The organism is Pseudoalteromonas luteoviolacea DSM 6061, from assembly GCF_001625655.1.
GTDB classification, from domain to species: Bacteria; Pseudomonadota; Gammaproteobacteria; order Enterobacterales; family Alteromonadaceae; genus Pseudoalteromonas; species Pseudoalteromonas luteoviolacea.
Genome location: NZ_AUYB01000096.1, coordinates 26,459 through 39,170 on the forward strand (window position 1 = coordinate 26,459; position 12,712 = coordinate 39,170).

A 12,712-nucleotide genomic window follows, 5' to 3' on the forward strand; every position below is an offset into this window, starting at 1 on the left:
CCTTAATTACGGCAACAAAGGCCAAACATTCCCTCAATCAGGGAATAAATTTCAACCGCAAAAGCTGCTTTTTTCGCGAATTCTGTTACTCTGCGATTATAAAGGCACTGACATCATTAATCTAATGAAAGCGACATACACTCAATTTAGCTCACTGGCACTAGTATTAACTAGCACCTTAACGTTATCAGCTTGCGGGCAGCGTGGTCCACTGTATTTGCCTGAGGATGCAGATAAAAATCGCACAACTCAGTCCAAGCCCGAGGCACAGGATAAAGCAAAAACTGACGAAAAGGAGTGATAAATGGACTTTTTCCAGTATCAAAATAATGAGCTCTTTGCCGAGCAAGTGGCTGTGCAAGACATTGCCAAGGAATATGGAACCCCTTGTTATGTTTATTCGCGCAAGACTCTGGAACGTCATTATCACGCGTTCACAGATGCAGCAGCTGCGCATACTCACTTGGTATGCTATGCCGTTAAGGCAAACAGTAATCTAGCAGTATTGAATGTATTGGCGAGATTAGGTGCTGGGTTTGACATTGTTTCGCAAGGGGAGCTTGCCAGAGTGCTCAAAGCTGGCGGCGATCCGAGTAAGGTAGTGTTTTCTGGTGTCGCCAAAACCAGCGACGAAATCGCATTTGCCATTGAAAAGCAAATCAAGTGTTTTAATGTTGAGTCAAAAGCCGAACTGGAACGCATTTCTGTGACAGCAACCCAAATGCAAACAGTTGCACCAGTGTCAATTCGAGTCAATCCTGATATTGATGCAAAAACACACCCATACATTTCAACTGGGCTTAAAGAGAACAAGTTTGGTATCGACATCAAACAGGCATTTGACGTTTACCAATTGGCATGTGCACTGCCTGGCATTGAAGTGGTGGGTGTAGATTTCCACATTGGCTCTCAGCTCACTGAGGTGGAACCTTTTCTAGCAGCGCTAGATAAAGTACTGGCACTGGTAGACAAGCTAAAACGCGCCGGAATTGTGCTAAAGCACTTAGATATTGGCGGTGGGTTAGGCGTCCCATATGAGGGCGAAAAACCACCTCATCCAAGTGCCTATGCTGCACAAGTCATTGATCGTTTAAGCAACTATTCAGAACTAGAACTGATTTTTGAGCCCGGCCGTGCCATTGCTGCAAACGCAGGAATACTGGTTACAAAAGTGGAATATTTAAAGCCAACAACCGACAAGCATTTTGCTATTGTAGATGCAGGCATGAACGATATGCTTCGCCCTTCTCTGTATCAGGCATGGCAAGAAATCATTGCGGTAAGCCCTCGTACAGATGGCACACCTGAACATACCTACGACGTGGTTGGGCCGGTATGTGAAACGGGCGATTTTATTGGCAAAGACAGAGTATTGGCCATACAACCAGGAGATCTGCTGGCACAGCGAAGCGCTGGGGCATATGGTTTTACCATGAGCTCCAACTATAACTCACGACCGAGAGTTGCTGAGATAATGGTAGATGGGGAAACCGCACACTTAGTCAGAGCTCGTGAATCGTTAGAGTCTCTATGGCATGGTGAAGCGTTACTTTCAGAATAATAATTTGCGTATATATCGCACTCAGCGACTCAATAGTAAGGTAATATGTTTGTAAATTTTTCAAAGATGCACGGCTTAGGAAATGACTTTGTAGTGATAGATAATGTCACTCAAAATGTGTTTCTATCCCGAGATCAGATCCGCAAGCTTGCTGATCGACACTTTGGTATTGGTTTCGATCAGTTACTGCTGGTTGAGCCGCCCTATTCACCAGATTTGGATTTTCACTACCGAATTTTTAATAGTGATGGCACTGAAGTAGAACAATGTGGCAACGGCGCTCGTTGCTTTGCCCGCTTCGTCCGTATGAAAGGATTGACTAACAAGCATAAAGTCAGTGTTTCTACAAAAGGGGGCGACATCACTCTCTATACAGAGAAAGACGGTCAAGTCACTGTTAATATGGGAACACCACAGTTTGCGCCACAAGATATTCCATTCAAAGCACAACAAAGCGAACTGACCTATATTCTAAGGGCGGGTGAACACACCATATTCTGCGGTGTCGTTTCTATGGGCAATCCCCATTGTGTGCTTGAGGTAGATGATATAGAAAGCGCAGACGTGGACACATTAGGACCGCTATTGGAGAATCATGAACGTTTTCCCAAGCGCGCCAATATAGGCTTCATGCAAATCATTAACCGTGAACACATCAAGCTTAGAGTTTGGGAGCGCGGAGCAAATGAAACCTTAGCGTGTGGCAGCGGTGCTTGTGGTGCTGTCGCTGTTGGTATCAAACAGGGTAAGTTGGCGGACACCGTACGTGTAGACCTGCCAGGTGGTACCTTACAGATCCGATGGAATGGTGCTAACAAGCCGGTGAAAATGACAGGCCCTGCTGAACATGTTTTTGATGGACAGGTAGCAATATGAGTGAGAAAAAAAACGCAGTAACGGAAACAGAAGTAATGGGCTTTTTACAAAAAAACCCTAACTTTCTGATTGAGCACCCATATTTGTTACTCGATCTCAACTTACATATTCAGCAGCAAGGCGCGCCAAACCTCGCGTTGATGCAACAACGATTACTGCGCGAAGAAAATGCCAAGTTACACTCGCAGATAGAGCGAATGATGGACTCTGCCCGAGAAAATGAACTCATTTTTAAGCTTTTTAATGATTGCCAACGTGCACTTTGGTACTGCCAAAGTTTTCAAGAGCTTGCTGATATCTTGGCTGATACTCTCACACAGTCGCCAAAAATTAATGTATGCCAACTTATTCAATACGACACAACATTAGAGGGACTAGTAAAAAGGCGCTTAAATAAACTACCTCGCTATCTAGGCCGCTTAGATAAGCAAGAGCAAAAACAGCTGTTTAGTGGATTTGATTGTCGTTCTGTTGCACTTTACCTGTTGGGACCAAGTGATGACCCAACCGCCATACTTGCCTTTGCAAGTGATTGCGCTGACCACTTTTCTCCCGACAATGGCAATCTATTTGTCAACGAGCTGGTATCGTCATTACAGCTGCGTTTAAAAGAGCTCGCATGAACGGCGATGGTGCCAATACACTCACACCATCATGGCAGCAGCCAATCTCTGACTTTATGGCGTACTTACAATTTGAAAAGCAGTACTCCGCCCACACCGTACGCCAATACCAAACACAATTGCAATTGGCCGCCCATTTTTTTGCAGCGCAAAGTGATGGCTGGTTTTCGGTTAGTAGCGAACAAATTCGCCGCTTTTCGATGTCATTGCGCAGTAAGCAGTACAACCCCAGAAGCATCAATTTAAAGCTTAGTTGCATCCGCAGCTTGTATAAATTTTTAAAAACCAAACAGGCAGATAGCACCCTGCTGCATAATCCTGCGGCCGGACAAAAAGGCCCTAAGTTTCAAAAGCCGCTGCCTAAAAACCTCGATGTTGACCAGATGCTCCAGCTACTGGAAATAGACACCGAAGACGCACTGGCCGTGCGAGACAAAGCGATGATGGAGCTGATGTACTCTAGTGGATTACGTGTTAGTGAGCTGGTTAACACCAATTTAAATGACATTCGAGAAGGCGAGATCAGAGTACTCGGTAAAGGGAATAAAGAGCGTGTTATCCCTGTTGGTTCAAAGGCCCTTGATGCCATTGCTGCGTGGCTAAAGTTACGACCACTTTTTGCTCATGATGAAGAATCAGCCATGTTTGTAAGTAAGCGTAAGACACGTATATCAATTCGCCATGTCCGCGCCCGAATGAAAGAATGGGGAGTCAAACAGGGGATTTCGGCCAATGTACACCCACATAAACTACGCCACTCATTTGCCAGCCACCTACTAGAGTCAAGTGGTGATCTGCGTGCTATTCAAGAAATGCTCGGCCACACCAGTTTATCAGCAACTCAGGTCTACACCCATGTGGACTTTCAGCACCTGGCTAAAGTCTATGACCAAACTCATCCACGTGCTAGGCAAAAGAAATAACCCATAAAAGGCACTGTCAATTTGCTCCGTAACCGTTGTTTTCGCGTACAATAGAATTAAATAGCACAAAGCAAAACGAGTATTATGCGATTTAATCGAGCCATTAACCCTGTCAAAGTTTTAAGCTTTGATTTAGATGACACGCTTTATAACAACCACCCAATTATTTTGAACGCCATCAGTGCCATGCAAGATTACTTGCAGTCAATTCCAGAGTGGGCCAATAAAGAAGGTGATTACTGGTTAGAGTGCAGACGCCATGTCGGTGCAACACAGCCACACTTGCAGGACGATGTCACAACATGGAGAAAAGTAGCGTTAAAATTTGGCATGTCACAGTTAGGCTTAACAAATGATGAAATCACAAGACATTCAACCAATGCGTATCAGGCATTTGCAGACGCTCGCAGCAACATTACGGTTGCCGACTCGGTTCTTGCTTTGCTGCAAAAGTTGGCTAAGAAATATACGCTCATCGCTATTACCAATGGGAATGTAGAGGTCGATAAATTTAATTTAGCGGGTGTATTTGAGCGCGTTTATCTTGCTGGTCCTGACGGGAGAGCGAAGCCAGATGCTGCTTTATTTCAACGCGCTTGCCAAGACCTTGCTGTAAAACCGGCGCAGATCTTACATATTGGTGATAGCTTGGACACCGATGTACAAGGAGCCAACTTGGCGGGTTGCCAAAGTATATGGCTTAATAATCAACAAACAACCTATACGTACAAAGGGCTCGCAGATATCGAAATAAGCGATATTCATCAGCTCTCGCTATTAGAGTAGCCCCCATACAGTGCTGTTTCTCTGTGAAAGCGGGCATTAACCCGCAACTTCTCAATTCGTCAGCAGATCTTGTATAAAAAGGAAATCGTCGATATTACTTTTTATATCAACCAAAGCAGAGTTAATATGGCAAGAAATACATCAAGGTGATATTCAGTTTATGCGCAAAATTGTTGTTACAGGTGCGACAGGTCTATTAGGCCGTACACTCTTCAAAACTCTAGCACACACGCACACAGTGATCGGCACAGGTTTCAGTAGGGCAAAGCCACCCATTGAGCAACTCGATTTAAATCAAGAAGATGCTATCGTTAACTTTTTAGACAAGCACCAACCAGATGTAATGATCCATGCAGCAGCAGAGCGAAAGCCCGATGTTTGCGAAAACGACCATGAAGCAACCATTGCATTAAATGTTAAAGCCGCAGAATTTTTGGCGAACCAATGCCGTGAACGTAATATCCATTTTATCTTTATTAGTACTGACTATGTATTTGATGGTAAATCTGCCCCTTATTTAGAAAGTGCAGCATGTTCACCTGTTAACTTTTATGGCCAAAGTAAAGCATTGGCAGAGCAAGCGATCCTCACAAACAGCACATTGCATACCATTATTCGCGTACCGGTTTTATATGGAGAGGTTGAAAATCTTGCAGAATCTGCCGTGACAATTATTGCTCAGCAAATACTCGCTCAGACGAACAGCGCCCATGATGATTGGGCTGTGCGATTCCCAACCCATGTCGAAGACATTGCATTAACATTGCAAGCGCTGTTACAACACCCTAAGTCAGCCACTGGCGGGGTTTTTCATATCTCTGACAATCAATCAATGACCAAGTACCAAATGGCCAGACATATTGCTGATGCACTGGGGCAAAACCCCGATAACCTTATTGCGCTGCCGGAGCCAACGCAAAGTGCCACTAGACCATACAATTGCGCTCTTGCAGACTCTCGACTAACAGCCTTGGGCATTGCCTTCTCGCGCGACTTTGCAACCGCCATTAAACAAGCTGTACTGCCTCATATAGCCCAATAATTCATAGCATAAGGGAGATTTGAAACAATGAAATACATGTTTAACCTGTTGTTATTTTGCTCCCTTACTCTCAATATTTACCTTGATTGGCATCGCCCAAATTCATGGCTAAAACAAGCTTTTACCACTGAACAGCCATCTCACAATCCTGCACAAAACGGCACAAGCTCCACTCCACAAGGTGTAGCAGCGAATCCACCTGCCCCTTCGCACATATCAACCACACGTGTCGTAATGGAACAAACATTTGCCGCTGGACAGTTGTTTGCGGCGTTCGAACAATGGCAAACCCTGCCACTGGATAGTCGCTCAGCTCAAACCATCCACACTTGGATAAAAAGCTTGCAAGGCACATTTGGTACAGCGACCTCCCATGCACTTGCAGATTACCTGCTATTTGTACAAAAATATTTAGCAATTGCACCCGAAGACTTAATCGCACTGCAATTTGAGGCCGAGGTTTTTTTAGCGCGTGGAGAACACATAGAGGCGATTTATCGATATATTCAATTGTCGCGACAATTCCCGGAGCATGCTCATCTCCAAGAGACCCTGTCCAAGCTCATAGCTGATGTACTTGCAGAATTACTGGCACAAAACAATTGGCATGAATTGATAGATAAAGGTCAAATTTGGTTGGGGGAGCAACCCGATAATTTGGTCCTAGTGGCACATATCGCTAAAGCCCATTTAGCCCTTGAAAATAACTTAGAAGCAGAGCTATTACTTACACAACTATCTCACCAACAGCAACAACATAAACTCATTGCGCCATTGCTTTCTGAGCTCAATAGCAAAGGCCAAGAAGTGGAAATGATCCCACTTGCACGACATGGCGAGCATTATATTTTGCAGGCCAAAATTGCCGGACAACAAATAGAATTAATGATTGATACTGGCGCGAGTGTCACCGCACTCACCTCTGCTCAGTTTGAGCAACTGGCTTTCGATGTAAACTTTTTGGCCTCTAGACGGGTGAGTACAGCCAACGGTGTTGTAGAGATTCCTTTTTATCAAAGTTCGGGGATCCAAATTGGTTCTAAGCAACAAACACCCTTTGAATTTGGTGTTATGACAGCATCTGAACAAGGGCCAGGATTACTCGGCATGAACTTTTTACGTCATTTCAAATTTGAAATAGACCAACAAAATGCACAGCTTATTCTTAAACCAAGAGAATAAAATCAGAAGGGGTAAAAGAACAACAGGGTGCAGTAACACAAAGATTATTTTGCAGGCGAAGCAAGCCTTCTATTCATAAACGTCAGCTCTAATGGCGCTTGGCTATGCTCGTCAATTTCGCCGCCAGAAATGTGCACCACCTCGAACGACTCCGACATGCGCTCAATAAATTGGTTTACTTGAGACATGCAGTCTGGCACTGGTGAGAGTTCGATTGTTACAACACTCAACATACTCTCCAGTCGAATAATATCATCTACCATATGGTATTCATCACACGACATACTGATGTTCAGCATAGTGGCATTGTCTTCAATGGTACCGTACACAGCGATCAATGTTTCTAGACTGATATCTACTTCATTGGTGTGATCGCTCACTCTGCGACGAAGTAATCGATTACCACTACTATAAAAAGTGTATAGCAGTACACGATTAAGTAACGCTTTTACATGTTGCTTGCTTTGCTTCAATTGCCCGAGCAATGCACTTTGTAATGACTTAGCCCCACTACTGAATGCACCACTGACGATAGAAGATAAACTCAATTGGTAGTCAACGCCAACCACTTTACAGTCAGGGTTAAGCTGCTGAAAAGCTCTATCAAAAGCCCAATTATCATTAGCACCCAATGAAAGTAACGTTTTTGTTTTCGCAATCGCACGTGCGGGGATCAGGTGACCACGCTCATGTTGCTCACCTACTCGCACGAGATCAGTACACTGATTTAGCTCCAGCTGTAATTTATTGATCTCCACTACAAGTAACACCAATTTAACCTAAGTTAGTTTAAGTGTAACTGTAGTATCTATGATTGTTTTAATAAAGTGTGAATTTACATAAAAATAATGCTGATTTTATTTTTTATGATCAATTATCTGGGCACAAATAACGTGCAAAGCACCTTGATAAAAGCATTTGGCAATGGATACTTTTTATTTACTTTATTTAAAAATTGCTGCCAAGCAATGCGTTTAAGGCGCTCAATTTCTTGCGCTTCAACTAAGCCCTGAAATAACTGTGCAAAATCCTTTAAAAATTGTACATCACGCCGACGATTATTCTTTGCGTACCCTTTGCCAGCGTAGTGTATAAAGCCTGCTCGACAATAATCTTGCTTACCAAACATATCCATACGGTTAAAGTCTTCGCTAAGCGACTGGTGTTTAAGTTGGTTGCCAAACAGCGCATAGTTAAACAATGTCTGCTCGTAAAATCGAACCTCATTACAGACTTGCTGGAGTTTTGAAAGCGTTGCAAATTCGAATAAACGACACCCCTTAGAAGCCAAAATCACACCGACATTGTAGTAAACGGGTTTATTGTTAAAAGTTGGCCAATCAATTTTACCCAAGGTATTCTCTATTAACGACTTTTCAACCTCACGCGAGCACGTTGCCCCTTCATTGAGCATATAAATAGCATCTAAGTCATCATATTTTTGAAATATATCAGGTGTATCTGGGTGCACCAAAATATCCGCATCCAAATAAAGTACGCGATCATATTCATTCAACAACTGGCCTATGCGTAGCTTTTCAGCCCAAGCTGGGTTGGCACCAAATTTTGGTGAGTCAATGTGCACCTTAAATGTCAATGAATCTGCAACCACCAAGTCGGCCCCGACTTTTTCTGCGTAATGCCTGAAACTATGTATCGCCGCCTGATACATAGGGTTATCCCCAATTGCCAAGGTAAATATTGCTTTTTTCAATCTCCCTCCAAAAGCGCACTGCGCAGATTAAAATGCTTGGTTTTTGTACTGTATTACCTTACCAAAGCTTCTATAGACGAACCATGAACTAATTCGTTCCACGCAGTATCGACTCAATGCTTGTCAATAATGTGAACTCGTACTGCTAATACAGTTTATTATTACCAAATGGTACCTCTAATTGATTGCTTCCTTGGCGAGTGGGCTGGCCAATCATTTCATCATAGGCACTCTGTTGGCGAATTGTCATTTGCAGGTAGTCGATATGCTGCACCAGTTTTTGCAGTTCAAGGGGGTTTCTAGCGCGAATGGCTTCGCCCCCACTATCTACCACGATATATTCTGCGTCGCCCACACAGGCTATTAAGTTATACAAGGCAACATCTAGTGAGTTCGCGACAAATTTGGTTATCGGCTGCATATCACACAGCGCAGTGAGGGTTATTTTCATAGTAGCACTCCAAATTAACTGTCATACGAAGCGCAGGCTCGGCTGGATTCTAATCTGTGACTCAAAACGACCTGCTCTGATATAATCGCGATTCAATACAATAAAATGTGATATTTATGTCTGGATCAACTGATAGCCTCCCAATGCGCCTTGCCAAGTACCTCAGCCATTGCGGTGTATGCTCACGGCGTCAGGCGTCAAGACTCATCGATCAGGGACTAGTACAGGTCAATGGCCATCCGGCCAATCACATCGACCACGTTAATGACCAAGACGAAATTTATGTCTCAGGAAAACGGGTTTCAGGCTTAGCAGAAAAACTGCTTTACCTCTACCATAAACCTGTGGGCGTGGATTGCAAACTCAATGAACATGATCCCGCTAGTTTATTCCACCAGCTGCCAGACGGCCCTAGGGTTTACCCCATCGGCAGACTCGATAAAGATAGCCGAGGGTTATTATTACTGACAAATGATGGGGAGCTATGCCATGCACTGATCCACCCAGACAACCATCAAGAGAAAGAGTACATCGTTACGGTAGATGCGGACATTGACACTCAGTTCTGTCTACAAATGTCACAAGGGATCCCTGTCGATGGACAACTCACACTCCCCTGTGTCGTCAAGCAAATTGCGCCAAAAACCTTTTCGATTATTCTTAAACAAGGGCTCAATCGCCAAATTAGAAAAATGGCCAAATATTGCGGCAGACGTGTAGTCGATCTCAACCGCGTACGTATTGCTAACCTAATTCTGAACCCTGAAACCCTCAGAGAGGGAGACTACTGTCAAATTAATCTCAATGCCCTTGTATTGGAACATTCACAGGCTTAATACAACCATCATAATGGGGCAGATAATTCCAATCAACCAAGTAACTGAACGCAGCATATCTAAGTCGAGCCAATAAAATATGCAATAGAATATACGTGCACCTATATGAGTCATCGCCAGCCACTGAACCGTACTGGCAGTATTATTAGTGCCTATTACTACAGCGATGGCAACAGCAAAAACAACGAGAGACTCAAAACAATTGTAATGCGCGGCTACTGCTCGCGCCCCTGCATCAGTTAACTGACGTTGCTGCATTCTAGGTTGCTTGTTGTTGTACCCTCCCGCTTTATGCATTTCAACAATGACTGGAATTTTTGCGAAGTAAGGCAACAACATACTTATCACTGCACAGATAATAATCACATCCATAGGGGTGTCCTTCAGGCCAAGTTTTAGACTATTAAAGCGCACTTCATATGTTTAAAAAAGAGGCAATTAGAGCGGTATAAAAGGAGACTAGAAATAAGTAAAGCCACCTAACAACATCAAGTGGCTTTACGAGTAACATCCTCTAGAGTATAGGCATGTTTTCCAAATTCAGCACTGCGACAGATTGTCACATACCGTTGCATTACTCTACTAAATATCCAACATCATTTTTTTTCATTCGAAAACCAGTAATAAAAATAGTAACTTAGTATATAAATCATACAAGCCGAGCCAATTATGGGATGGATTTTTTTTACCTGCCTCGCAGCATTTAGTCAGGCATGGCGAAATGCACTACAAAGTAAATTAAGTACACATGCGAGTGTTGCTACAGTGACCCTCTCTCGCTTTCTATTTGCTCTCCCGTTGGCTGGGCTCTATGTATATTTGCTCTACACATTTCAACCAGCTCCTCAGCTTGAGGTTAAGCACAACTTAGTCGCCTATGTCGTCGCAGCAAGCTTCATGCAAATTGTCGCTACGGCTTTAATGGTGCGTCTGTTTAAACAAAAAAGCTTTGCGATAGGTGCAGGCCTTGCAAAAAGTGAAGCCTTAGTTGCCGCAGTGCTGGGCGTGGTATTTTTTGGTTCTGCACTGACCTTACTAGGGTGGTTAGGTGTGCTTATTGGTGGTATTGCGGTACTCATTCTGAGTGGGTTTAACTTACAAAACTTCAACCTAAAAACAGCAGCTCTTGGTCTAGCTTGTGGCACATGCTTTGCGCTTACATCACTGTGGGTCAGAGAAGCTAGTTTGGCGAGTGCTTTGCCTTTCCCCCATAGCGCTGGTTGGGTGCTCTTCTGGGTGTTGAGCTGTCAAACAGTTATATTAAGTCTATATCTAACGATTAAAGAGCCACAGTCTTGGCGCGTAATTCGACAACACCTACCACTGATTTTATTGGTCAGCTTGGCTAGCTGTATTGGCTCTATTGGATGGTTTAGTGCAATGAGCTTGCAGCACGTGGCTTATGTTAAAACACTTGGGCAAATTGAAGTATTCTTCACTATTTTAATTGCAACTATGTGGCTAAAATCGCCTCCCAAGAAACGCGATACGCTTGGACTTATTTTAATCGCCATCGCTGCAATTTTAGTCATGGTAAGCTAACAGAGAATCTCCAAAGCAAACTAGGGGCGTTATTTTTCACCGCAGGATCCTTCACCTATACTTGAAAGTAAACACATCAATATAGTTAGGATCTGCGTGCCAACTAGTCAACATTACTTCAGCAAACCCGATGCGGTTGAGCAGGTCAAAAATAGACTCTTTAAACAATTGGCCTACTATTGTTGCGCGCTTCATACTTTTTTGATTTTCTTTTTTTGGTATTGTGATGTGTACTTCTTGGCACTGATCAATATTGGTAGTGTAACGCTTTGGATGTTGGGTATTTATTACTTACACCAACAAAAGAGTCATATCTCGTTACGGCTTTTTTGTGTAGAAGTCACTTTGCATTCTATCCTCGTGTGCGCAACTTTAGGTATGACCTACGGGTTTCAATATTACCTTTGGACCATTGCAAGTTTAATTCTGCTTGATTACCGGCTTAAACTAAAACTGGCTTCAGCACTTGCACTGGGTTTAGTGATTGCTTTTGCTGCCTTATTTGAACTATTCGATAACGTCCAAAATACTTTTATCTTTAGTGAACTGGCTCCTTACATTCACTTTATTAATGTACTGATATGCGGTTTGCCTTCCATTTATACGATTGGACATATTCGCGAAATCACCTTCTCACACCGCTATCAATTAGCAACGCTTGCAGCAAAAGATCCACTGACTAACTTATTTAACCGACGCTATGCCAAAGAACTCATAAATAATGCCCAGGAAGATTGCCTTGCAACATCTCGACAAATGTGTGTGATCATGGCCGATATAGATCACTTTAAGTCTGTTAACGACAAGTTCGGCCATGACGCTGGCGATGAGGTTTTAGTCGAAGTGGCACTGCGACTCTCCCGCTTTGCACTCAACTCAGACATCGCTGTACGTTGGGGTGGAGAGGAGTTTTTGCTGGTACTCATTAATTGTGACCTTGAGCAAGCTCAAACTCGGGCTGAAAGTATTCGATGCGATATCGCAACACAGGGCTTTTATGGCGATACACTTAATGTCACCATGAGTTTTGGTATTGCTCAATGGCACCCAGCTTTACCCTTTAGCGTTGCGGTGCAACTTGCTGATGATGCACTTTATGCTAGCAAAGCAAAAGGACGTAACTGCACTACAACTACAACAGCAGGCCATACGTCCCAATTAAGCTAATAACCCCAG

Annotated in this window: 15 protein-coding genes; 11 read left to right on the top strand and 4 right to left on the bottom strand. The window is 43.5% G+C overall.

The window, feature by feature from the left end; translation table 11 throughout:
- The first annotated feature begins 124 nt into the window (after positions 1-124).
- From lptM to N475_RS08045, 8 genes are all read left to right on the top strand, one after another.
- Positions 125-301: an LPS translocon maturation chaperone LptM gene (gene lptM, locus N475_RS25075; protein WP_081232398.1), complete on the top strand. Its 177-nt coding sequence runs from the start codon at positions 125-127 to the stop codon at positions 299-301.
- A gap of 3 nt (positions 302-304) precedes the next feature.
- The gene (gene lysA, locus N475_RS08015) at positions 305-1,561 is read left to right on the top strand and encodes a diaminopimelate decarboxylase (protein ID WP_063355847.1); all 1,257 of its coding nucleotides are present in this window, start codon (positions 305-307) and stop codon (positions 1,559-1,561) included.
- Positions 1,562-1,606: 45 nt separating this feature from the next.
- Positions 1,607-2,437, top strand: coding sequence for a diaminopimelate epimerase (gene dapF, locus N475_RS08020; protein WP_063355848.1), 831 nt, complete (start codon positions 1,607-1,609; stop codon positions 2,435-2,437).
- On the top strand, positions 2,434-3,060 hold the full coding sequence (locus tag N475_RS08025; protein ID WP_063365001.1) for a DUF484 family protein: 627 nt from the start codon (positions 2,434-2,436) through the stop codon (positions 3,058-3,060). Before dapF ends, N475_RS08025 begins: the two co-directional genes overlap by 4 nt.
- Positions 3,057-3,983, top strand: a complete 927-nt coding sequence (locus N475_RS08030; RefSeq protein ID WP_063365002.1) for a tyrosine recombinase XerC — start codon at positions 3,057-3,059, stop codon at positions 3,981-3,983. Before N475_RS08025 ends, N475_RS08030 begins: the two co-directional genes overlap by 4 nt.
- 81 nt (positions 3,984-4,064) lie before the next feature.
- Positions 4,065-4,769: an HAD-IA family hydrolase gene (locus tag N475_RS08035; protein WP_193343366.1), complete on the top strand. Its 705-nt coding sequence runs from the start codon at positions 4,065-4,067 to the stop codon at positions 4,767-4,769.
- A 160-nt stretch (positions 4,770-4,929) separates the two neighbouring features.
- Positions 4,930-5,811, top strand: coding sequence for a dTDP-4-dehydrorhamnose reductase family protein (locus tag N475_RS08040; RefSeq protein ID WP_063355937.1), 882 nt, complete (start codon positions 4,930-4,932; stop codon positions 5,809-5,811).
- 27 nt (positions 5,812-5,838) lie between these two features.
- Entirely contained in the window at positions 5,839-6,993 is a 1,155-nt protein-coding gene (locus N475_RS08045; RefSeq protein ID WP_063355852.1) for a retropepsin-like aspartic protease, read from the top strand.
- Positions 6,994-7,037: 44 nt separating this feature from the next.
- Here the strand turns inward: N475_RS08045 and N475_RS08050 are convergent, their stop codons facing one another.
- The 3 genes from N475_RS08050 to N475_RS08060 all read right to left on the bottom strand — a co-directional run bounded on the left by N475_RS08050 (position 7,038) and on the right by N475_RS08060 (position 9,158).
- The gene (locus tag N475_RS08050) at positions 7,038-7,763 is read right to left on the bottom strand and encodes a hypothetical protein (protein WP_063355853.1); all 726 of its coding nucleotides are present in this window, start codon (positions 7,761-7,763) and stop codon (positions 7,038-7,040) included.
- Positions 7,764-7,867: 104 nt separating this feature from the next.
- Positions 7,868-8,707 (bottom strand): glycosyltransferase, encoded by an 840-nt coding sequence (locus N475_RS08055; RefSeq protein ID WP_063365004.1) that lies wholly within the window; start codon positions 8,705-8,707, stop codon positions 7,868-7,870.
- Positions 8,708-8,852: 145 nt separating this feature from the next.
- The gene (locus N475_RS08060) at positions 8,853-9,158 is read right to left on the bottom strand and encodes a DUF6482 family protein (protein WP_063365005.1); all 306 of its coding nucleotides are present in this window, start codon (positions 9,156-9,158) and stop codon (positions 8,853-8,855) included.
- A 116-nt stretch (positions 9,159-9,274) separates the two neighbouring features.
- Between N475_RS08060 and N475_RS08065 the strand changes: the two genes are divergently transcribed.
- Positions 9,275-9,994, top strand: coding sequence for a pseudouridine synthase (locus N475_RS08065; protein WP_227008464.1), 720 nt, complete (start codon positions 9,275-9,277; stop codon positions 9,992-9,994).
- On the opposite strand, the gene N475_RS08070 is transcribed toward N475_RS08065, so the two are convergent.
- On the bottom strand, positions 9,983-10,366 hold the full coding sequence (locus N475_RS08070) for an MAPEG family protein (RefSeq protein ID WP_063355856.1): 384 nt from the start codon (positions 10,364-10,366) through the stop codon (positions 9,983-9,985). The genes N475_RS08065 and N475_RS08070 overlap by 12 nt on opposite strands.
- Positions 10,367-10,663: 297 nt before the next feature.
- Here N475_RS08070 and N475_RS08075 point away from each other — a divergent pair, with 297 nt between their 5' ends.
- Together N475_RS08075 and N475_RS08080 are read left to right on the top strand one after the other, a co-directional pair.
- Complete coding sequence (locus N475_RS08075) at positions 10,664-11,536, top strand: DMT family transporter (protein ID WP_063365006.1); 873 nt, start codon at positions 10,664-10,666, stop codon at positions 11,534-11,536.
- 96 nt (positions 11,537-11,632) lie between these two features.
- Positions 11,633-12,703: a GGDEF domain-containing protein gene (locus N475_RS08080; RefSeq protein ID WP_063365007.1), complete on the top strand. Its 1,071-nt coding sequence runs from the start codon at positions 11,633-11,635 to the stop codon at positions 12,701-12,703.
- The last annotated feature ends 9 nt before the right edge of the window (positions 12,704-12,712 follow it).

Bases quoted from the DNA above. Each gene is read 5' to 3' on its own strand.
- lptM (WP_081232398.1), top strand. From the start codon at position 125: ATGAAAGCGACATACACTCAATTTAGCTCACTGGCACTAGTATTAACT.
- lysA (WP_063355847.1), top strand. From the start codon at position 305: ATGGACTTTTTCCAGTATCAAAATAATGAGCTCTTTGCCGAGCAAGTG.
- dapF (WP_063355848.1), top strand. From the start codon at position 1,607: ATGTTTGTAAATTTTTCAAAGATGCACGGCTTAGGAAATGACTTTGTA.
- N475_RS08025 (WP_063365001.1), top strand. From the start codon at position 2,434: ATGAGTGAGAAAAAAAACGCAGTAACGGAAACAGAAGTAATGGGCTTT.
- N475_RS08030 (WP_063365002.1), top strand. From the start codon at position 3,057: ATGAACGGCGATGGTGCCAATACACTCACACCATCATGGCAGCAGCCA.
- N475_RS08040 (WP_063355937.1), top strand. From the start codon at position 4,930: ATGCGCAAAATTGTTGTTACAGGTGCGACAGGTCTATTAGGCCGTACA.
- N475_RS08045 (WP_063355852.1), top strand. From the start codon at position 5,839: ATGAAATACATGTTTAACCTGTTGTTATTTTGCTCCCTTACTCTCAAT.
- N475_RS08060 (WP_063365005.1), bottom strand. From the start codon at position 9,158: ATGAAAATAACCCTCACTGCGCTGTGTGATATGCAGCCGATAACCAAA.
- N475_RS08065 (WP_227008464.1), top strand. From the start codon at position 9,275: ATGTCTGGATCAACTGATAGCCTCCCAATGCGCCTTGCCAAGTACCTC.
- N475_RS08070 (WP_063355856.1), bottom strand. From the start codon at position 10,366: ATGGATGTGATTATTATCTGTGCAGTGATAAGTATGTTGTTGCCTTAC.
- N475_RS08075 (WP_063365006.1), top strand. From the start codon at position 10,664: ATGGGATGGATTTTTTTTACCTGCCTCGCAGCATTTAGTCAGGCATGG.